21 protein-coding genes are annotated in these 19,435 nt (G+C 47.4%); 18 read left to right on the top strand and 3 right to left on the bottom strand.

Translation table 11 applies throughout. The annotated features are described in order from the left end of the window. Positions 1-7: 7 nt before the first annotated feature. Positions 8-886 carry a LysR family transcriptional regulator gene (locus AKN87_RS02275; RefSeq protein WP_053102323.1) on the top strand — a complete coding sequence of 293 codons (879 nt, stop codon included), beginning with the start codon at positions 8-10 and terminating at the stop codon, positions 884-886. A 31-nt stretch (positions 887-917) separates the two neighbouring features. On the opposite strand, the gene sodC is transcribed toward AKN87_RS02275, so the two are convergent. Continuing rightward, positions 918-1,478, bottom strand: a complete 561-nt coding sequence (gene sodC / locus AKN87_RS02270; RefSeq protein ID WP_080995478.1) for a superoxide dismutase family protein — start codon at positions 1,476-1,478, stop codon at positions 918-920. A 186-nt stretch (positions 1,479-1,664) separates the two neighbouring features. On the opposite strand from sodC, the gene AKN87_RS02265 reads away from it, so the two are divergent. The 8 genes from AKN87_RS02265 (at position 1,665) to AKN87_RS12290 (ending at position 8,619) form a co-directional block, all read left to right on the top strand. Continuing rightward, on the top strand, positions 1,665-2,957 hold the full coding sequence (locus AKN87_RS02265) for an NCS2 family permease (protein ID WP_053099465.1): 1,293 nt from the start codon (positions 1,665-1,667) through the stop codon (positions 2,955-2,957). Positions 2,958-3,152: 195 nt separating this feature from the next. Continuing rightward, complete coding sequence (locus tag AKN87_RS02260; protein WP_053102322.1) at positions 3,153-4,160, top strand: sulfate ABC transporter substrate-binding protein; 1,008 nt, start codon at positions 3,153-3,155, stop codon at positions 4,158-4,160. Between the two features lie 130 nt (positions 4,161-4,290). Continuing rightward, complete coding sequence (ubiG, locus tag AKN87_RS02255; protein ID WP_053102321.1) at positions 4,291-4,992, top strand: bifunctional 2-polyprenyl-6-hydroxyphenol methylase/3-demethylubiquinol 3-O-methyltransferase UbiG; 702 nt, start codon at positions 4,291-4,293, stop codon at positions 4,990-4,992. Continuing rightward, positions 4,989-5,672, top strand: coding sequence for an HAD family hydrolase (locus AKN87_RS02250; protein ID WP_053102320.1), 684 nt, complete (start codon positions 4,989-4,991; stop codon positions 5,670-5,672). Before ubiG ends, AKN87_RS02250 begins: the two co-directional genes overlap by 4 nt. A gap of 24 nt (positions 5,673-5,696) precedes the next feature. After that, positions 5,697-6,440 carry a YciK family oxidoreductase gene (locus AKN87_RS02245; RefSeq protein WP_053102319.1) on the top strand — a complete coding sequence of 248 codons (744 nt, stop codon included), beginning with the start codon at positions 5,697-5,699 and terminating at the stop codon, positions 6,438-6,440. Between the two features lie 117 nt (positions 6,441-6,557). Beyond that, entirely contained in the window at positions 6,558-7,202 is a 645-nt protein-coding gene (gene pmrG, locus AKN87_RS02240; RefSeq protein WP_053099460.1) for a lipopolysaccharide core heptose(II)-phosphate phosphatase PmrG, read from the top strand. A 69-nt stretch (positions 7,203-7,271) separates the two neighbouring features. Beyond that, a complete protein-coding gene (locus tag AKN87_RS02235) occupies positions 7,272-8,489 on the top strand; it encodes an MFS transporter (protein ID WP_053102318.1) in 1,218 nt (405 codons plus the stop codon). Then, positions 8,473-8,619 carry a hypothetical protein gene (locus tag AKN87_RS12290; protein WP_158487774.1) on the top strand — a complete coding sequence of 49 codons (147 nt, stop codon included), beginning with the start codon at positions 8,473-8,475 and terminating at the stop codon, positions 8,617-8,619. Before AKN87_RS02235 ends, AKN87_RS12290 begins: the two co-directional genes overlap by 17 nt. Positions 8,620-8,673: 54 nt before the next feature. On the opposite strand, the gene gloA is transcribed toward AKN87_RS12290, so the two are convergent. Continuing rightward, the gene (gloA, locus tag AKN87_RS02230; protein WP_053102317.1) at positions 8,674-9,066 is read right to left on the bottom strand and encodes a lactoylglutathione lyase; all 393 of its coding nucleotides are present in this window, start codon (positions 9,064-9,066) and stop codon (positions 8,674-8,676) included. Positions 9,067-9,144: 78 nt separating this feature from the next. Next, positions 9,145-10,359, bottom strand: a complete 1,215-nt coding sequence (locus AKN87_RS02225; protein ID WP_053102316.1) for an argininosuccinate synthase — start codon at positions 10,357-10,359, stop codon at positions 9,145-9,147. A gap of 188 nt (positions 10,360-10,547) precedes the next feature. Between AKN87_RS02225 and pyrC the strand changes: the two genes are divergently transcribed. The 9 genes from pyrC (at position 10,548) to AKN87_RS02180 (ending at position 19,435) form a co-directional block, all read left to right on the top strand. Further along, positions 10,548-11,594 carry a dihydroorotase gene (gene pyrC, locus AKN87_RS02220; RefSeq protein WP_053102315.1) on the top strand — a complete coding sequence of 349 codons (1,047 nt, stop codon included), beginning with the start codon at positions 10,548-10,550 and terminating at the stop codon, positions 11,592-11,594. Beyond that, positions 11,591-12,277, top strand: a complete 687-nt coding sequence (gene rnt / locus AKN87_RS02215; protein ID WP_053102314.1) for a ribonuclease T — start codon at positions 11,591-11,593, stop codon at positions 12,275-12,277. The genes pyrC and rnt overlap by 4 nt, the downstream gene beginning before the upstream one ends. 371 nt (positions 12,278-12,648) lie before the next feature. Then, on the top strand, positions 12,649-13,773 hold the full coding sequence (locus tag AKN87_RS02210) for a branched-chain amino acid ABC transporter substrate-binding protein (RefSeq protein ID WP_053102313.1): 1,125 nt from the start codon (positions 12,649-12,651) through the stop codon (positions 13,771-13,773). A 108-nt stretch (positions 13,774-13,881) separates the two neighbouring features. Further along, a complete protein-coding gene (gene livH / locus AKN87_RS02205) occupies positions 13,882-14,808 on the top strand; it encodes a high-affinity branched-chain amino acid ABC transporter permease LivH (protein WP_053102312.1) in 927 nt (308 codons plus the stop codon). After that, positions 14,808-16,064: a high-affinity branched-chain amino acid ABC transporter permease LivM gene (locus tag AKN87_RS02200; protein ID WP_053102311.1), complete on the top strand. Its 1,257-nt coding sequence runs from the start codon at positions 14,808-14,810 to the stop codon at positions 16,062-16,064. The genes livH and AKN87_RS02200 overlap by 1 nt, the downstream gene beginning before the upstream one ends. Further along, a complete protein-coding gene (gene livG, locus AKN87_RS02195; RefSeq protein WP_053099451.1) occupies positions 16,061-16,828 on the top strand; it encodes a high-affinity branched-chain amino acid ABC transporter ATP-binding protein LivG in 768 nt (255 codons plus the stop codon). Before AKN87_RS02200 ends, livG begins: the two co-directional genes overlap by 4 nt. Before the next feature lie 2 nt (positions 16,829-16,830). After that, positions 16,831-17,535, top strand: a complete 705-nt coding sequence (locus AKN87_RS02190; protein WP_053102310.1) for an ABC transporter ATP-binding protein — start codon at positions 16,831-16,833, stop codon at positions 17,533-17,535. Between the two features lie 34 nt (positions 17,536-17,569). Next, entirely contained in the window at positions 17,570-17,851 is a 282-nt protein-coding gene (locus tag AKN87_RS02185) for an HU family DNA-binding protein (protein WP_053099449.1), read from the top strand. Positions 17,852-18,109: 258 nt separating this feature from the next. After that, positions 18,110-19,435 carry a TRZ/ATZ family hydrolase gene (locus AKN87_RS02180; protein ID WP_053099448.1) on the top strand — a complete coding sequence of 442 codons (1,326 nt, stop codon included), beginning with the start codon at positions 18,110-18,112 and terminating at the stop codon, positions 19,433-19,435.

Raw genomic sequence — 19,435 nt, 5'->3', positions numbered from 1 at the left:
CGCTGTTATGGATCTTACTCACCTCAATACCTTTGTCGCTGCAGCTGAGCAGCTAAGCTTCTCGTTGGCCGCCGAGCAATTACACGTTACTCAGCCGGCGGTGAGTAAACGTATTTCTGCCCTTGAGCAGCAATTGGGCGTGCGCTTATTTGATCGAATAAACCGCGACATTCTATTAACTGACGCCGGTAAAGCCTTATTGCCTAGAGCCTATCGCTTAATTAATGAACTTAAAGACACTCAACGCGCGTTACATAATCTTGAGCACCAGGTCAGCGGCTCGCTGAGCTTAGCCACCAGCCACCATATTGGCCTGCATCGTTTGCCGCCTATTTTGCGAGAGTTTACGCGGCGCTATCCTGAGGTACAGCTAGATATTCGTTTCTTAGATTCTGAGGTGGCTTATGAGGAAGTGCTCCAAGGGCGCTGCGAGTTAGCGATTATTACCCTCTCTCCCCACACGCTCCCCCCACTGGCGGCCCATCTGTTATGGAATGATGAACTGGTCTTTGTCGCCGCTAAGGATCATCCGTTAGCAGAGCAAGCACCGCTTACCTTATCTGAGCTAGCCAGCCACCCTGCTATTTTTCCTGGCAGTCACACCTTTACCCAAAAAATTGCCCAGCAGTTATTTGATCAGCAAGGCTTAGTTCCTTGCATCAGTATGAGTACTAACTATATGGAAACCATTAAAATGATGGTCTCTATCGGATTGGCTTGGAGTGTACTGCCGAAAACTATGCTCGACACAGAGCTAATACAACTCAACGTACAGACTCCTAGCTTACTTCGTCCACTGGGCTATATTCAGCATCAACAACGCACCGCCTCAAATGCAGTTAATGCCTTTATTGATATTTTACATAGCTATAAAAACGCCGAGTAAAGCAGCCCTGACTCGGCGCTAACAATGACCGTTAATTAATCACGCCACAGGCCATGCGCGCACCACCGCCGCCCAAGGGCGCGGGATGATCGCTATGGTTATCGCCTCCGGCATGAATCATAATCGAGCGCTTTTTAATTTGCGCTAACTCCCGCAGCTTCGGCGCCAGTACTGGGTAATCGGCTACGCCTTCGGCGTTAACGTAAAGAGCTGGCAAGTCACCTAAATGCCCTGCGCTATTATAAGGCCCAAGATGTTGCCCCGTTTTTTCTGGATCAAAGTGCCCACCCGCAGCTCCAGCCGGAACTACCTTAGCTTGAGCATCTGTATTTGGAGCGCAATTTGCGTTCTCATGGATATGAAACCCATGAAGCCCCGCTGCCAATCCCTTAAGCTCTGGGGTAAACAGCAAACCATAGGGCGTTGGCTCAACCTTAATCGTCCCTAACGCCGCTCCTTGTCCTTGCTCACTCGAGGCATGCACCTCAATGGTTAACTGTTCTGAGCGATCAGCCGCCAGAACTAGTGGATTAATGCCGATTCCGGCTATAGCTAACGTGAACGTTGGCAACAAACATTTAACGTTATACATAACGACCTTCCTCATTTAGTGCAATAACTTCAATATGGAAAGGGTATCTGCTACAAAGTTCGAGAAGTTCTGCACTCATCGAAACTGGCAAGCGTGTCAGCCAAATCTTGGTACTCACTACTCTGCTGAGTGTTGAGCTAGCCAGGCTCTGGTATCATGCTTTCTTTTTTGCTTCTGGAAACAGACATGCTGGAACAGTATTTCAAACTCTCAGCCCATAACACGACCATTAAAACTGAAATTTTAGCGGGCGTGACCACCTTCTTAACGATGGCCTACATTCTCTTTATTAATCCCAATATGCTGGCAGAAACGGGAATGGATAAAGGGGCAGTGTTTGTTGCCACCTGCTTAGCAGGGGCGATTGGTTCTGCGATTATGGGGTTACTGGCTAATTACCCTATCGCTTTGGCCCCTGGTATGGGCTTAAATGCGTTCTTTACCTACACCGTGGTGCTGACCATGGGCTATACCTGGCAAGTTGGACTGGGTGCCGTATTCTTATCGGGTTTAATCTTTTTTTGCATGTCGATTTTTAAAATTCGCGAATGGATTATTAATAGCATTCCACTGCCTTTGCGCTCGGCGATCAGTGCCGGCATTGGTTTATTTCTAGCCTTAATTGCCTTAACTAAAGCCGAAATTGTGGTGGCTAATCCCGACACCTTAGTGGGACTTGGTGCGCTGAATAAAACCGCTCCGCTTTTGGCTACTTTTGGCTTTGCGTTAATTGTTGCGCTGACCTACCGCAAAGTAACCGGCGCCGTTATGATCGGAATTTTGGCGGTCACGGTGGTCGCCTTAGCTTTAGGTGATACCCAGTTAGATGGCGTCATAAGTATGCCACCCAGCCTCGCACCCACCTTTATGCAACTGGATATTGCTGGCGCCTTAGATGTAGGCCTGATCAGCGTAATTTTTGCCTTTTTGTTTGTCGATCTATTTGATACCTCTGGTACTTTAATTGGAGTCGCGCAACGGGCCAAGCTGGTTGATGAACAGGGTAACTTGCCACGCTTAGGCCGTGCACTGCTAGCCGACAGCACTGCCACCATGGCCGGCTCGATGATTGGTGCCAGCACCACTACCAGTTATGTTGAATCAACTGCGGGTACTGCTGTGGGAGGACGCACCGGGCTCACCGCCTGTGTGGTTGCTGTTTGCTTTTTACTGAGCCTGTTTTTCTCACCGCTGGCCGCTGCTATTCCTTTATATGCAACGGCTCCTGCACTGTTTTTTGTCGCGGTACTGATGACCAGTGGCCTAGCTCATATTGACTGGGAGGACATCACAGTTGCAGCTCCAGTGGTAGTCGCTGCACTGGCCATGCCGCTGACATTTTCGATTGCCAATGGCATCGCATTTGGCTTTATTAGCTGGACCTTAATTAAGGTGATGAGTGGCCGCTATAAGGATTTAAATCTTGCTATGTGGGTACTTTCCAGCTTATTTGTCTTAAAGCTTGGCTTTTTTCCTTAGACATAAGTCAAGTCAGCTCTGCCGCTATTTTCGCTAAAAATACTGGGCTCTGCTTACTACTGAGCCCAGTTTTCTACCAATCAAATCTCTCTAAGCAAAGGTAAAAACAGTCTTTTTCGTTCTATCCAAGCTCACCTAAGCTAACACTTCGCCTATCTATCGTAGGCATTACACATTTAGCTTAGGAGCTTACAGATGTCGACTCAGCCTTGGTTTACTCGCCCATTAACCGCTTTAGTACTGATCGCTAGTAGTTTTAGCCTGCATGCACAAAGCTTATTAAACGTCTCTTACGACCCTACCCGTGAGTTGTATAACGACTACAACCGCGCCTTTAATCAATACTGGCAAGCCCAAGGACACCCAGCAGTGCAGATTCGTCAGTCCCATGGTGGCTCAGGCAAACAAGCGCGCGCAGTGGTCGAAGGCTTACCAGCTGATGTGGTGACCTTAGCTTTAGCCGGTGATATTGATGAACTCCACCGCACCGGTAATTGGCTGCCTAAAGACTGGCAAACTCGTTTACCCCATAGCAGCACCCCCTACACTTCAACCATTGTTTTTTTAGTGCGTAAAGGTAACCCAAAGCAGATCAAAGACTGGGATGACTTAATACAGTCTGGCATTGAAGTCATTACCCCTAATCCTAAAACCTCAGGTGGTGCTCGTTGGAATTTTCTTGCAGCTTGGGCTTATGCGCAAAAAACACTCGGCGATGAGCAGCAGGCACATGAGTTTGTGCAACAACTCTACCGTAACGTGCCTGTACTTGACAGTGGAGCCAGAGGCGCAACCAATACCTTTGCCAGTTATGGCTTAGGTGATGTGTTACTTGCTTGGGAAAATGAGGCTTACCTTAGTTTGCAGCAACATCCCGAGCAGGAGTTCGAGATTGTCACCCCCTCCATTTCAATTCTAGCTGAACCACCAGTGGCCATTGTTGAGCGTAATGTTGAACGCAAAGGCACTCGCGAATTAGCCACTGCCTATCTTGAATATCTGTATAGCGATGAAGGCCAACGGATTGCTGCTAAGCACTTTTATCGACCACGCAACCCTAAAATAGCTGAAGAGTTTAGTGGACACTTTGCTCAGCTGAACTTAGTGACCATTGATCAGTTTTTTGGCGGCTGGGCGCAAGCACAACCTAAATTTTTTAATGATGGTGGCATTTTTGATCAGCTTCAGCAGGCAACCCAATAAGCAAATAATCGCTCCAGTTAAGCCTATTTGTTTGGCAAATTGATTAACAAGGCCCTTGGTTTTCATAGGCTTTTAGCCCCTAACATGGCATTATGTAGTCATTTTTAGTACTACCGTTTGGGGAAAAACTATGTCCAATGTTGATCATGCTGAGATTGCTAAATTTGAAGCCTTGGCGCACCGTTGGTGGGATCGGGAAAGCGAGTTCAAACCATTACATGATATTAACCCACTGCGAGTGAACTGGATTGATGAGCACGCCGGCCTAGCGGGTAAAAAAGTATTGGATGTAGGCTGTGGTGGCGGTATTTTAAGTGAGGCCATGGCCCAGCGCGGAGCTACCGTTATGGGCATTGATATGGGCGAAGCGCCACTGTCGGTGGCGGAATTACATAAACTGGAGTCCGGGGTTGAGGTTGAGTACCGCCAAGTCACCGCCGAAGCCTTAGCCGCTGAAATGCCTGGGCAGTTTGATGTAGTGACTTGCCTTGAAATGCTGGAGCACGTCCCAGATCCGGCTTCCATTATCCAAGCCTGTTACCAACTGGTAAAACCCGGCGGACAAGTATTTTTTTCCACTATTAACCGCAATCCTAAGTCATATTTATTCGCAATTATTGGCGCAGAATATATCTTGCGCTTGATGCCACGTGGCACCCATGACTTTAAAAAGTTTATTCGCCCTTCTGAACTGGGGGCTTGGTGTCGCCAAGCTGGGTTTCAAGTCCAAGATATTATCGGTCTGACCTATAACCCCTTGACTAAGATCTACAAACTCGAAGCTGATGTTGATGTGAACTACATGCTACGCACCACTAAGGCTCAAGCATGAATCGTATTCAAGGAGTGCTGTTTGATTTAGATGGAACACTGATCGATAGCGCACGCGACTTTATTGCCATTATTCAGGCCATGCGTAACGAGCAAGGACTAGCCCCACTTAATCAAGAGCGAATAAACGGCTTTCGACAAGTTGTCTCACAAGGCGCGCAAGCCATGGTTAATTATGGGTTTAATTTAGCGCCGGATGATGCTCAAGCGGTTTTGCTGAAGCAGGATTTTTTACAGCGATATCAGACGCAGTTTGCTCAACACTCCACTTTATTTACCGGCATGCCAGAAGTACTGCAGTTTTTAGAAAAAATGCAGCTGCCTTGGGGGGTGGCGACTAACAAACCCGCGCTCTTTGCCGAACCACTTATGCAGGCACTGCACCTGGATCAGCGTTGCGCAGCACTGCTCTGCCCTGAGCATGTTGAAAAGAGCAAGCCGGCGCCCGATATGCTCTACAAAGCGGCTGAGCAATTAGCCCTGAGCCCTGAAAAAATTGTATATATCGGAGATGATCTGCGTGATATTCAGGCCGCCCAGGCCGCTGATATGCCAAGCATTGCCGTCACCTATGGTTATCATGCCGCTAGCGATAATCCGCAGCTGTGGGGTGCCAATCAAGTCATTGCCAGTCCTGAAGCCTTATTAAATTTATTAGAACAAGTTATTTGTGGCTGTTAACAGCAGTCATTATTGAGGAATCTCATGTTTGATTATGTTGCTCGTCCTAATTTACTAGAAAATCGCGTTATTTTAGTCACCGGTGCGGGGCGCGGTATCGGCGCGGCTGCCGCTAAAGCTTACGCTGCCCACGGCGCAACGGTGTTGCTGCTGGGTAAAACCGAAACCAACCTTAATCAGGTGTACGATGAAATTGTGGCTGCAGGCCACCCCACTCCAGTGGTTGTACCCATGGACTTACAGCACATCAGCAGTAATCAGTCCGAAGAGTTAGGCGCGATGATCGAAGAAACCTTTGGTCGTTTAGACGGTATTTTGCATAACGCCTCTATTTTGGGACCGCGCACTCCAATTGAGCAGTTATCCGATGAAAACTTTGCCAAAGTTATGCAGGTTAACGTCAATGGCACCTATTCTTTAACCCGCGCGTTACTGCCCCTGCTCCGACTCTCAGAAGACGCCTCCATTATTTTCACCTCTAGCAGCGTGGGTCGTAAAGGACGCGCCTACTGGGGAGCCTATGCCGTATCTAAGTTTGCCACCGAAGGGTTGATGCAAGTATTAGCCGACGAGCTAGATGGCACCAATGTACGCAGTAACTCAGTCAATCCTGGTGCTACCCGCACCCAAATGCGCAGCCAAGCCTATCCTGGTGAGCACCCAGAAACCAACCCCACGCCAGAGCAAATTATGCCAGTTTATCTGTACCTCATGGGGCCTGATAGCCAGGCAGAAAATGGACAAGCGCTAAATGCTCGCAAAGGATAAAACCTAACAGGCTAGTTGTACGCACTTTTGGGATAATACGCTGTCTGCGCTACTGCGCCGTATTATCCCTGTGTATTAACCAGGCGTTACTTATTGGTTCCCCTTTATTGACTGTTTATGAAAATTAACTTCTTAAAAAAGCTACTCAATGTCAAAACGCTGACACTTGCTGCACTAATTACCGGTACCGCTTGGGAAACCTCACCACTGTGGCGTGAACCTTTACCTGCCGATCTATCCGAAAGCCCTTTTCAACTAACGCAAACCTTAGTTAAAGAATGGCAAGATGGTGATCTTATTGTTTTTATTCGCCATTTAGAGCGTTGCAGTCGAGTCGATGCCGCCTGCTTAGCGGAACCAAGCGGTATCACCCAACGCTCGGTTGCTACCGGCCTTGAAATGGGGCGCTATTTATCCAACTTAGGCCTAGCCAACGGGGATATCTACACCAGCCCACTCACCCGCACCAAACAAACCAGCCAAGCTATTTTTGCTCAAGAAATCGCCAGTAAAGATTTTTTATTTAAATGCCAGCCAGACTTCTTCAAGCAAGCTCTCAATATTAAACAAGAAGGTCGCAACCTATTTTTAGTCACCCATAGCAGCTGCTTAGATGAACTGACTGAGCACTTTGCCCATGCTGAGGTAGATTTTGAATACGGAGCTGCGGTATTTGTTAACGTGGAAAATTTAAAGGAGCAACAGGTGTTAGGCTTTGTCGATGCCGACGACTGGGCACGCACCCTCAGTCCTCGCACCTAACACTTCCCCCTGGACAACTAACAATAACAATCAACCAGTCACAAGACTGGCTTTATTCTAGGTGGATTTATGCATTCAGCTTTACGCACAGGCTTGCTGCTAATGATTGGCAGCTCGATCATATTGGCTTTATCGCTAGGGATCCGGCATGCCTTTGGTCTCTATCTCAACCCGCTAAGCCAAGCGTTTGGCTGGGAACGTGAAATCTTTTCCTTTGCTATCGCAGTACAGAACTTAGTATGGGGCGGCGTACAACCCTTTGTCGGCGCTTTTGCTGATCGCTACGGATTAAAACCCACCGTTATTGTTACCACGCTTGCCTATGCTTGTGGGCTGTACTTAATGGCCAATAGCAGCACACCAATGGATCTCACGTTAAGTGCTGGTTTACTCATTGGTTTTGGACTCTCCGGGACTTCTTTTGCGGTACTACTCTCCGCTATTGGTCGCTCGGTGCCAGCCGAAAAGCGTAGCATGGCCATGGGAATTGCTAGCGCAGCAGGTTCACTTGGACAGTTTGTGATGTTGCCGGGCACTCTTGGCTTAATTGAGTGGCTGGGCTGGTCGAGTGCAATGTTAGTCACTGCTGCCCTAATCTGCCTATGTTTACCCTTAGCTTTTATGCTAAAAGAAACACCACAGCCAAATACTACAGACGATTTTGAACAAAGTGTAAAGCAAGCACTCAACCAAGTGGTTAAAGAAAAAGGCTTTTGGCTACTGGCCTTTGGCTTTTTTGTCTGTGGCTTTCAAGTAGTGTTTATTGGCGTGCATATTCCTTCGTACTTGATTGATCGTCAGCTACCGGCTAGCGTTGGCACTACGGTATTGGCACTTGTAGGCTTGTTTAATATTGTTGGCACCTGGTTAGCAGGCTGGTTAGGAGGATACTACTCTAAGCCCAAACTTTTAGGCTGGCTCTATTTAATTCGCGGCCTAGTGATTGCCTTGTTTTTTTACTTACCGATTAGCCAGTTATCGGCCTACTTATTCGGCATTGCCATGGGACTTCTCTGGCTTTCAACGGTGCCCTTAACTAACGGCACAGTAGCCAGTATGTTTGGTATACGTAATTTGTCGATGTTGGCAGGCATTGTGTTTTTCTTTCACCAAGTAGGCTCTTTTTTAGGAGGTTGGTTAGGTGGGTTAGTTTTTGACCGCACGGGTAGTTATGATTTGGTCTGGCAACTGTCTATAGCATTAAGTGTAGTTGCCGCACTGTGCAACTTTCCGATTAAAGAGTTTAGAGCGCCTAAAGGGGAGCAAATACATGCCATCACATCATAAGCGGCTGGCCATGCGCACCCTGCTTTTGATTACTTCAGGTTTATCCTTAGCCGCCATTTTAGGGTTGGCGTGGTGGGGCTGGTCTCATTCTGGCATGGCATTACTACAACTCGGCTTAGGCGTTTGTTAACTAAGCCTCTTAACTAAAAAGCTCCCAGATAGGGAGCTTTTTAGGGGACAGCACTTAGTCTTTACGATCTGGCGAGAGCAGTTCGATCTTATAGCCATCTGGATCTTCAACAAAGGCTAAAATACTGTTGCCATGCATCATTGGACCTGGTTCACGGGTAATTTTACCGCCCTTTTCCCGAATCAATTCGCAGGCTTTATAGACATCAGGCACTTCAAGTGCAATATGCCCGTAACCATTTCCTAGATCATAGCTATTGGTATCCCAGTTATGGGTTAGTTCAATCACTGCATTTTCTGCTTCGCTACCGTAACCAACAAAAGCTAAGGTGAACTTACCTTCTGGGTAGTCGTTACGACGCAGCAACTGCATGCCTAAAACTTCGGTATAGAACGCGATTGATTTATCTAAATCACCCACGCGCAACATAGTGTGCAATATACGCATTGATTATTCTCCTCATACTAAACAGCAAAGCCCCAAATTAAGGGGCTTTGCTTGGACTACACTACCTTAATTTTACACTTATAGCAGTGAGCGACCTTTGCTAGCGGCAATACGTAAACGTAAAGCGTTTAGCTTAATAAAGCCTTCAGCATCTTGCTGATCGTATGCACCCGCATCATCTTCAAAAGTGGCTACCGCTGCATCAAACAATGAGTCATCAGACTTACGTCCAACCACCATAATATTGCCCTTATACAGTTTTAAACGAACCACTCCATTTACATTGGCCTGCGAAGCATCAATCATTTGTTGCAACATATGACGCTCAGGGCTCCACCAATAACCGTTATAAATCAGTGAGGCATATTTTGGCATTAGCTCATCTTTTAAATGCATCACTTCACGGTCTAGGGTGATTGACTCCATCGCACGATGGCCTTTCAGCATAATAGTACCGCCAGGAGTTTCATAGCAACCACGTGCTTTCATACCCACGTAACGGTTCTCTACAATATCTACACGGCCAATACCATTATCACCACCCACTTTGTTTAAGTAAGTTAATACTTGGGCTGGTGTCATTTCCTTACCATCAATGGCAACAATGTCCCCTTTGCGGTACGTAAGCTCTAAGTAGGTTGGGGTATCCGGTGCGTTTTCTGGAGAAACACTCCAGCGCCACATATCTTCTTCGTGCTCAGACCAAGTATCTTCTAACACGCCACCTTCATAGGAGATGTGCAGTAAGTTAGCATCCATCGAATAAGGGGATTTTTTACCATGACGCTCAATCGGAATATTGTGCTTTTCAGCATAAGCGAGCAGTTTTTCGCGGGATAACAAATCCCACTCACGCCATGGCGCAATCACTTTAACCCCTGGTTTTAACGCGTAAGCACCTAGCTCAAAACGTACTTGGTCGTTACCTTTACCAGTTGCACCATGGGAAATGGCATCGGCACCGGTTTCATTGGCAATTTCAACTAAACGCTTAGCAATAAGCGGGCGAGCAATTGAAGTACCTAATAGATACTCGCCTTCATAAATGGTGTTAGCTCGGAACATCGGGAAGACAAAGTCACGCACGAACTCTTCGCGCAAGTCATCAATATAGATTTCTTTAACACCAAGCGCTTCTGCTTTTGCACGCGCCGGCTCAACTTCTTCACCTTGACCTAAGTCCGCGGTAAAAGTGACTATTTCACAGTTATAGGTGTCTTGCAGCCATTTCAAAATGACCGAAGTGTCTAGACCGCCTGAATAGGCTAGAACCACCTTGTTAACGTCTGTCATGCCTTCAGCTCCAAAGGATTACGATTGAATAAAGCATTGATTCTACTGCTGATCAGCTTTTTTTTATAGGGGCTAAGCACAGAGTTCAGCGGTTTATCGATTAAATAAAGCAATTCCTTTATTTGCGGATGCTGAAAAAAGCCTTTTCAGGTAGGATTAGCCCACGTTGAATTGGATTGGAAATTTTCATGATTGATCGCCTTACCCTGTTGCGTCCAGACGACTGGCACATTCACTTGCGCGATGGCGCTGCCTTACAGCAAACGGTGCCCGACGCGGCTCGCGTATTTGCGCGCGCTATCATTATGCCCAACTTGGTTCCACCGGTACGCAATGCAGCAGAGGCAGATAGCTATCGCCAACGCATTCTTGCTGCGCGTCCAACAGGCAATACTTTTCAGCCACTGATGGTGCTGTATCTCACCGACAAAACGAGTGCTGAAGATATTAAACAAGCGGCTGCTTCTGGTTTCGTTTTTGCTGCCAAGTTATATCCTGCTGGCGCAACCACTAACTCAGATTCAGGCGTGAGTGATTTAGCCAATATCTACCCTGCTTTAGAAGTCATGAGTGAAGTGGGCATGCCATTATTGGTGCATGGTGAAGTCACTCATCAACACGTAGATATTTTCGATCGTGAAAAACAATTTATTGATGAAAAACTGTTACCACTGGTAGCGCGTTTTCCGCAGCTTAAAATTGTCTTTGAGCACATTACCACCGCGGATGCGGCTCAATTTGTTAGCGAAGCTGGCAGCAATATTGCCGCCACTATCACTGCGCATCATTTGCTATACAACCGTAACCACATGCTCGTAGGTGGTATTCGTCCGCACTTCTTCTGCTTGCCGATTCTTAAGCGCAATACCCACCAAGAAGCGCTATTAGATGCCGCTACCAGCGGTAGCCCTAAGTTTTTCCTAGGTACTGACTCCGCCCCCCACGCGCAATCAGCCAAAGAAAATGCCTGTGGCTGTGCCGGTTGTTACACCGCTTATGCAGCGATTGAGTTATATGCTGAAGCCTTTGAACAACGCAACGCACTGGACAAGCTCGAAGGCTTTGCTAGCTTGTTTGGTCCTGACTTTTACGGTTTACCACGTAATACTGACCACATCACCTTAGTGCGTGACAGCTGGACAGCACCTACCAGCCTACCGTTTTCAGGCACCCAAGTCATTCCATTAAAAGCCGGTGAGGCGATTAACTGGCGGGTATTGGAGACTCAGGCATGAGCCAAGATTTTGACTTTGACTCTTTTGAAGACTACGCCCAAACCCCTGAGCCAAAAAAAAGCACCAATAAAAAAACTGCGTTGGCCAATCGCTTTCGTGGGTATCTACCGGTCGTGATTGATGTGGAGACTGGCGGATTCAATAGTGCAACTGATGCTCTACTAGAAATTGCTGCAGTCATTTTAAATATGGATGAAGACGGTCAGCTCTACCCCGAGCACACGTTGTTTTATCGTGTAGAGCCTTTTGAGGGGGCTAACATCGAACAAGCAGCGCTCGATTTTACCGGCATTAAGCTTGATCATCCGCTACGGATGGCGGTCAGTGAGGAGCACGCGCTGGCAGAGATTTTCAAAAGCGTACGCAAATCGCTCAAAAGCAGTGGCTGTAAGCGAGCAATCTTAGTCGGCCACAACAGTCACTTTGACCTAGGCTTCGTCAATGCCGCTGCTGAACGCTGTGGTATTAAACGCAATCCTTTCCATCCCTTCTCTAGTTTTGATACTGCTACCTTAGCTGGATTGGCTTACGGTCAAACAGTGCTGGCTAAAGCCTGTGATGCTGCGGGCATGAGCTTTGATGCCAGAGAAGCACACAATGCGCGCTACGATACCGAAAAAACCGCCGACTTATTTTGCGGCATTGTTAATCGCTGGAAAGAAATGGGCGGCTGGAACGATTAACCCGCACCCACTTTTGAGTTCTGGAGACTGGCACTGCTCGCTCAGTGTCAGCCCTAAACACCCTCCTTTCTCCCTTGTCTGCACTTGCCATCGCGCACAAATACCATTGCAGGCTAGCCGCTCCTTAGCAATCTGCCCGACAATTTACTTTATCCTCTAAGACTATCGACTAAGCCAAGCGCTTAACCCTGCCTTTTTCTGATTTTTTTTAGCCTTACCCAGGTTTTTGCCGAGCCTATGACTTATGGCTTGTTCCCCTTGCTAAACAAGTTGCATACACTCGCTGCAACGTTACCTCTTATTAGAGTGCCCGTGCACTCCTGAGGGCTAACCAAGGATTAAGAACAAATTAAACAAGGTGGAGAAACATTATGCGTAAGCCAACTCAACGCGTCACTCACGTATTAGCCGCAATGGCTATGGCAGGCTTTGCCCATTACAGCCTCGCTGCTGATCCAATCAAAATTGCCTTAGCTGGCCCCGTGACAGGCCCTGTTGCCCAGTATGGTGATATGCAGGCGATGGGGGCCAATATGGCGATCGAGCAAATTAACCAAGCCGGTGGCGTGAATGGCTCACAGCTGCAGGCAGTGGTGTATGACGATGCGTGTGACCCCAAACAAGCGGTCGCGGTGGCTAACAAAATTGTTAATGACGGCGTGAAGTTTGTAGTCGGTCACCTGTGCTCAGGCTCAACCCAACCTGCTTCTGATATTTATGACGAAGAAGGTATCTTAATGATTACCGCTGCCTCTACGATTCCAGAGCTCACCGAGCGCGGTCATAGCATGATCTTTCGCACCATTGGGTTAGATAACATGCAAGGCCCCACTGCTGGCAAATACATTGTCGAGCAGGTCAAACCGCAGCGGGTAGCCGTGTTACATGATAAGCAGCAATACGGTGAAGGCATCGCTACTGCGGTAAAGCACGCCTTAGACGAAGCTAAAATTCCGGTCGCTCTTTTTGAAGGGGTGACTGCAGGTGATAAAGACTTTTCCGCGTTAATCGCTAAGATGAAAAAAGAAAACGTCGACTTTGTTTACTTTGGTTCTTACCACCCAGAAATGGGCATGCTGCTGCGTCAATCGGCAGAAAATAACTTCAATGCCAAATTTATGGGTCCTGAAGGCGTAGGTAATAGCGATATTACTGCCATTGCGGGTAAAGCTTCCGAAGGAATGCTGGTCACTTTACCGAAAGCTTTTGACCAAGACCCTAAAAACGCTGATTTAGTAGCGGCCTTTAAAGCTAAAAAACAAGATCCTAGTGGTGCCTTTGTCTTCCCAGCTTATTCTGCGGTTCAAGTAATGGCTGATGCGATGAAGTCCAGCAAGAGTGATGACCCAGAAACAGTGGCTGAAGCAATTCGCCAAGGCCGCTTTGATACGCCAACTGGCACCCTTGAGTTCACCGAAAAGGGTGATTTAAAAGACTTTAACTTTGTGGTGTATGAGTGGCACGCCGATGGCAGTAAAACGGCAAAAACAGAGTAATTCCACTCTGCGTCACACTAGGTAACACCCCTGCAGCTCAGCCCCACTGAGCTGCAGTTTTGGAGTTGAAGGGAGCCCCCTTCTTACCACTTAGTTAAGGTTGTTGTTATGGGCGAGTCTTTTTTTTATTTTATTCAGCAACTGCTCAATGGCTTAACCCTTGGCAGTACCTATGCGCTGATTGCCATTGGTTACACCATGGTGTACGGCATTATTGGCATGATTAACTTTGCCCATGGCGAAGTGTATATGATCGGCAGCTACATCACCTTTATTGTGCTGACTGGGCTGGCGATGCTGGGCGTTGAAAGCGTCTCACTACTGATTTTTGCCGCCTTTGCCATCAGTATTATTGTGACCTCTGCCTACGGCTTTAGTATTGAACGTGTCGCTTATCGCCCGCTTCGCGGCAGCAACCGCTTAATTCCACTGATTTCAGCCATTGGGATGTCAATTTTACTGCAAAACTTTGTTCGTATCGCCCAAGGTGCGCGCGATATAGCAATGCCTAGCTTAATTTCTGGCGGCTGGACCTTAGGCGATCCTGAGGGCTATCACACCAGCCTGTCTTATATGCAGGGCATTATTTTTGTTACTACCTTAATCAGCATGCTGGCGCTGAGTTGGTTTATTTCACGCTCACGCACTGGTCGTGCCTGCCGTGCCTGTGCCGAAGACATCAAAATGACCGGGCTTCTTGGCATCAATAGTAACGCCATCATTAGCATCACCTTTGTTATTGGCGCCGCTTTAGCAGCGGTAGCTGGGGTTTTACTCAGTTTATACTACGGTGTAGTTAACCCTTATATTGGTTTTATGGCAGGTCTTAAAGCCTTTACCGCGGCAGTATTGGGTGGGATTGGCAGTATTCCAGGAGCGGTACTGGGTGGATTGGTATTAGGCGTTACTGAAGCCATGACCTCAGGCTATTTCAGCAGCCAATATAAAGATGTCGTGGCTTTCAGTTTACTCATCCTTATTTTGTTATTTAGACCTTCCGGTATTTTAGGCCGCCCTGAAGTGGAGAAAGTCTAATGCGTTTACCTATTAAAGCGGCCCTGTTTTCCGCGGTCGTAGTGTTTGTCTTAGGCGGCCTACTACTGGGCGTGCGCCTAACTCAAGTGGGCACCCAATTAACCCTCGTAGGGGCTGAAACCAGCACTTGGTGGACACTCAGCCTAGCTGCTGGCTTTATTTTTTGTTTTAACCTGTTTAAAGATTTGCTGTTTGGCCTCGGCCAACATCTGCCTCGTTTGCCTTCAGCAGACAAGCCACTGGCAGCGCTGCGTAAAAATAAGCCGCTGGTTGTTTTGTTTTGGTGCTTTGCCATTGCCGCTGCAATACTTTTTCCTTTTATCGCTAACCGCAGCCAAGTTGACTTAGGCACCTTAGTATTAATTTATGTGATGCTGGGCTTAGGGCTGAATATTGTGGTGGGCTTAGCTGGTTTACTTGATTTAGGCTATGTCGGCTTCTATGCAGTGGGTGCTTATACTTACGCCATGCTAGCGATGTATTTTGATGTCGGTTTCTGGACTGGACTTGCTGCAGCAGGTGTGATGGCCGCATTTTTTGGCTTTATTTTGGGCTTTCCCGTACTGCGATTACGCGGCGACTACCTAGCGATTGTGACCTTGGGGTTCGGTGAAATTATTCGAATTTTACTCAACAACCTCACGTCTTTAACGGGTGGCCCGCGAGGTATTGGCAACATTCCTAAACCTACTTTGTTTGGTTTAGAGTTTAGCCGCAAAGCCCCTGAAGGCAGTCAAACGTTTCACGAGTTTTTTGGTATTGCTTTTAATGCTGGGCACCGCGTTATCTTTTTATATCTTTTAGCATTAGTTTTAGTTTTGATTACTTTATTTGTTATCAATCGCCTGATGCGCATGCCCATCGGCCGCGCCTGGGAAGCTATTCGCGAAGATGAAATTGCTAGCCGAGCTCTAGGGTTAAACCCCACCACCATTAAGCTCTCAGCCTTTACCATTGGTGCAATTTTTGCAGGTTTCGCTGGCAGCTTCTTTGCCGCTCGCCAAGGCTTTATTAGTCCGGAGTCTTTTACCTTTATCGAGTCGGCTATTATTTTGGCCATTGTCGTACTAGGCGGAATGGGCTCACAGTTAGGCGTGATTTTAGCGGCAATCGCCATGACTGTGTTACCGGAACTCGCTCGAGAATTTAATGAATACCGCATGCTGCTCTTTGGCCTGATGATGGTATTGATGATGATTTGGCGTCCCCAAGGTTTATTGCCAATGAAACGCCCACAAATGGAGTTACGCCAATGACCCAGCCAATTCTCCAGGTTCAGGATTTATCCATGCGCTTTGGTGGGCTACTGGCAGTCAACCAAGTAGCTCTTACCGTTAATAAAGGGCAGATTGTCTCGATGATTGGCCCCAATGGAGCGGGGAAAACGACCGTCTTTAACTGTTTAACGGGTTTCTATCAGCCCACGGGCGGCACAATTTTATTTGAGGGCGAGCCTATTCAGCAGCTCAATGGCTATAAAATCTCTCGTAAAGGCATGATCCGTACCTTTCAACATGTACGTCTTTTTAAAGAAATGACCTTGCTAGAAAATTTATTAGTTGCGCAGCATCAACACCTCAACACACACTTTCTTGCGGGGTTATTTAACACTCCTAGCTACCGCCGCGCTGAGCGTGAAGCCCGTGAACGTGCGGCTAACTGGTTAGAGCGGGTAGATTTATTAGCCCATGCCAATCGCGAAGCCGGTACTCTAGCCTATGGGCAACAACGGCGCTTAGAGATTGCTCGGTGCATGGTCACCCAACCACGATTATTGATGCTCGACGAGCCTGCTGCTGGCTTAAATCCCAGTGAAACTGAAGATCTAAAACAGCTGATTTTAGAGTTACGTGACCAAGACCAAATGACCGTGCTTCTGATTGAGCACGATATGAAGCTAGTGATGCATCTATCAGATCGTATTTTTGTGATTAACCAAGGTACCCCGTTAGCTGACGGCACGCCGGATGAGATCAAAAACAACCCTGACGTGATTAAAGCGTACTTAGGTGAGGAATAATCATGTTAGAAATGCGCAATATCAATACCTATTACGGCAAAATTCAAGCATTGCATAATGTTACCGTGAAGGTTAAGCAAGGCGAAATTGTAACGCTTATTGGTGCCAATGGTGCCGGTAAAACCACCTTAATGATGACACTCTGCGGCGATCCTCAAGCCCAATCAGGACAAGTGATTTATCAAGGTGAAGACATAACTCGCTACTCCACTGCGCAGATTATGCGTAAAGGCTTAGCCATTGTGCCCGAAGGACGCCGAGTATTTGCTCGGCTAACGGTTGAAGAAAATCTTGCCATGGGCGCTTTTTTTTGTGATGACAAAGATGAGCGCCAGCGCCGTTTAGCCCATGTTCTTGAACTCTTTCCACGGCTTCAAGAGCGCTTTCAACAGCGCGCGGGCACCATGTCCGGTGGCGAACAACAAATGCTCGCCATTGGCCGTGCTTTGATGAGCCAGCCACAGCTTTTACTTTTGGATGAGCCATCTCTGGGACTGGCACCTATTATCATCCAGCAAATTTTCCAGATTATTGAGCAGTTACGTGAGGAAGGCGTTACTATCTTTCTCGTGGAACAAAACGCGCATCAGGCGCTCAAACTAGCGGATCGTGGCTATGTGATGGAGCATGGTCACATTGTTTTAGAAGATTCAGGCGCTAATTTATTAGCCAATGAAGATGTAAAAAAAGCCTATCTGGGCGGTTAATGCCGCTTACTATTGAACACAAGGAACTAGATCTATGGCACTGACTAAAGACCAACTCATTAGTGAAATCGCAGAATCTACCGAAGTAACGAAAACCACTGCACGTGCAATGCTCGATCAGTTAGCGCAAATCGTCCAAGACGCCTTAGAAAATGATGGCGAAATCACCCTACCTGGCGTTGGTAAACTCAAAGCAGCGGAACGTAGCGCCCGCACTGGCCGCAATCCACAAACTGGAAAAACCATTGAAATTCCAGCAAAAAAAGTGGTTAAGCTAGTGGCAGCTAAAGCACTGGTAGATAGTTTAAATAAATAATTTAAACTATTTGCGGCACCTTTAAAGCCTCAAACCACGCCTGCTCATAACGCTTGGTCGTTTTTAGTAGGAGGCTGGTTTGAGGCTTTGTGCATTTAGCTAAAAAATTACTCTTTAAATGTGCCCTCTCCCTTACCCGCCTCGTCTTAGCAACTCTGATGCTCTACCCCCTGATTTTCAGAGGGGAAAAGACGAGTAATGACTACCTAGCAATAACTGCTCTGGCTTTATTTTTATCTTGATTTAGGAAGCCCCACTATGCCCGAAACCTCTCTGGACTTATTACTGGTGCCAACATGGATTGCCCCTGTTGAGCCGGCTGGAGTGGTATTTAAAAACTATGCGCTGGGTATTAAAGATGGCGTAATTGCCTGCTTAGAGCCGCTCGAGCAGGCCAGCAAGCGCATCACACAACAACGTATTGATTTACCCAATATGTTACTGACTCCTGGCTTAATTAATGCCCATGGGCATGCTGCCATGAGCTTATTTAGAGGTTTGGCCGATGACCTGGCGTTACATACTTGGCTAGAAAACCATATTTGGCCAGCTGAAGCGCGCTGGGTGGATGAAGACTTTGTCCGCATTGGAACCCGCTTGGCGTTAGCCGAGCAAGTAAAAAGCGGAATTACCTGCGTTTCCGATATGTACTTTTATCCAAAAATTGCCTGCGATGAAGTCCATCAAAGTGGCATTAAAGCGCAAATTACCGTACCCATGTTAGAGTTTGCGGCGCCCGGAGCCCGTGATCTAGATGACTCGATTCAACAAACCATCGCTTTATTTAATGAGCTGCGCCATCATCCACGCTTACACATTGGCTTTGGTCCCCATGCTCCCTACACTGTGCACGACGATGCGCTTAAGCAAATCGCTATGATCGCCAATCAACTTGATGCGCCGATCCAAATGCACGTGCACGAAACCCAGACGGAAATTAAAGACAGTTTACTTCGTTATCAAGAGCGACCGCTCGCACGTTTACAGCGACTAGGATTGCTTGGTCCACAATTTCAAGCCGTGCACATGACCCAAGTAAATGAAGAAGACTTAGCCTTATTAGTCTCCACACAAACCCAAGTTATTCACTGCCCTGAATCCAACCTAAAACTAGCCAGCGGTTTTTGCCCAGTCAATCGATTACTCGAGGCAGGAGTCAATGTTGCCTTGGGTACCGATGGTGCCGCCAGCAATAATGATCTGGATCTGATTAGCGAATCTCGTAGTGCTGCTTTCGTGGCTAAGGTGACTACCCACTCTGCCACTAGCCTTAATGCCCACCAAGCATTACGCATGGCTACCTTAAATGGCGCCAAAGCGCTGAATCTAGATACCCAAACTGGCAGTTTAGAACTGGGTAAACAGGCCGATATTATGGCTGTTGATCTATCAGGAGTGGCCCAGCAACCGGTGTATGATCCTGTCTCCCAGCTAATTTATACCTGTAATAGCAGCCAGGTTAAGCACGTTTGGGTCAATGGCAAGCAGCTGCTCAAACAAGGCGAATTGCTACAAGTTGATGAGGCCCACTTATTGCATGCTGTCAATCAGTGGGCTGATAAAATCAATCCCCAGCGCTTATAA

It is taken from the genome of Thiopseudomonas alkaliphila (genome assembly GCF_001267175.1).
Classification (GTDB): Bacteria; Pseudomonadota; Gammaproteobacteria; order Pseudomonadales; family Pseudomonadaceae; genus Oblitimonas; species Oblitimonas alkaliphila.
This window is presented reverse-complemented; position numbering and strand designations above follow the sequence as displayed.

Bases quoted from the DNA above. Each gene is read 5' to 3' on its own strand.
- AKN87_RS02265 (WP_053099465.1), top strand. From the start codon at position 1,665: ATGCTGGAACAGTATTTCAAACTCTCAGCCCATAACACGACCATTAAA.
- pmrG (WP_053099460.1), top strand. From the start codon at position 6,558: ATGAAAATTAACTTCTTAAAAAAGCTACTCAATGTCAAAACGCTGACA.
- ubiG (WP_053102321.1), top strand. From the start codon at position 4,291: ATGTCCAATGTTGATCATGCTGAGATTGCTAAATTTGAAGCCTTGGCG.
- AKN87_RS02250 (WP_053102320.1), top strand. From the start codon at position 4,989: ATGAATCGTATTCAAGGAGTGCTGTTTGATTTAGATGGAACACTGATC.
- AKN87_RS02180 (WP_053099448.1), top strand. From the start codon at position 18,110: ATGCCCGAAACCTCTCTGGACTTATTACTGGTGCCAACATGGATTGCC.
- AKN87_RS02200 (WP_053102311.1), top strand. From the start codon at position 14,808: ATGCGTTTACCTATTAAAGCGGCCCTGTTTTCCGCGGTCGTAGTGTTT.
- sodC (WP_080995478.1), bottom strand. From the start codon at position 1,478: ATGTATAACGTTAAATGTTTGTTGCCAACGTTCACGTTAGCTATAGCC.
- livH (WP_053102312.1), top strand. From the start codon at position 13,882: ATGGGCGAGTCTTTTTTTTATTTTATTCAGCAACTGCTCAATGGCTTA.
- AKN87_RS12290 (WP_158487774.1), top strand. From the start codon at position 8,473: ATGCCATCACATCATAAGCGGCTGGCCATGCGCACCCTGCTTTTGATT.
- AKN87_RS02225 (WP_053102316.1), bottom strand. From the start codon at position 10,359: ATGACAGACGTTAACAAGGTGGTTCTAGCCTATTCAGGCGGTCTAGAC.
- rnt (WP_053102314.1), top strand. From the start codon at position 11,591: ATGAGCCAAGATTTTGACTTTGACTCTTTTGAAGACTACGCCCAAACC.
- livG (WP_053099451.1), top strand. From the start codon at position 16,061: ATGACCCAGCCAATTCTCCAGGTTCAGGATTTATCCATGCGCTTTGGT.
- AKN87_RS02185 (WP_053099449.1), top strand. From the start codon at position 17,570: ATGGCACTGACTAAAGACCAACTCATTAGTGAAATCGCAGAATCTACC.
- pyrC (WP_053102315.1), top strand. From the start codon at position 10,548: ATGATTGATCGCCTTACCCTGTTGCGTCCAGACGACTGGCACATTCAC.
- AKN87_RS02210 (WP_053102313.1), top strand. From the start codon at position 12,649: ATGCGTAAGCCAACTCAACGCGTCACTCACGTATTAGCCGCAATGGCT.
- AKN87_RS02235 (WP_053102318.1), top strand. From the start codon at position 7,272: ATGCATTCAGCTTTACGCACAGGCTTGCTGCTAATGATTGGCAGCTCG.
- AKN87_RS02275 (WP_053102323.1), top strand. From the start codon at position 8: ATGGATCTTACTCACCTCAATACCTTTGTCGCTGCAGCTGAGCAGCTA.
- AKN87_RS02245 (WP_053102319.1), top strand. From the start codon at position 5,697: ATGTTTGATTATGTTGCTCGTCCTAATTTACTAGAAAATCGCGTTATT.
- AKN87_RS02190 (WP_053102310.1), top strand. From the start codon at position 16,831: ATGTTAGAAATGCGCAATATCAATACCTATTACGGCAAAATTCAAGCA.
- AKN87_RS02260 (WP_053102322.1), top strand. From the start codon at position 3,153: ATGTCGACTCAGCCTTGGTTTACTCGCCCATTAACCGCTTTAGTACTG.
- gloA (WP_053102317.1), bottom strand. From the start codon at position 9,066: ATGCGTATATTGCACACTATGTTGCGCGTGGGTGATTTAGATAAATCA.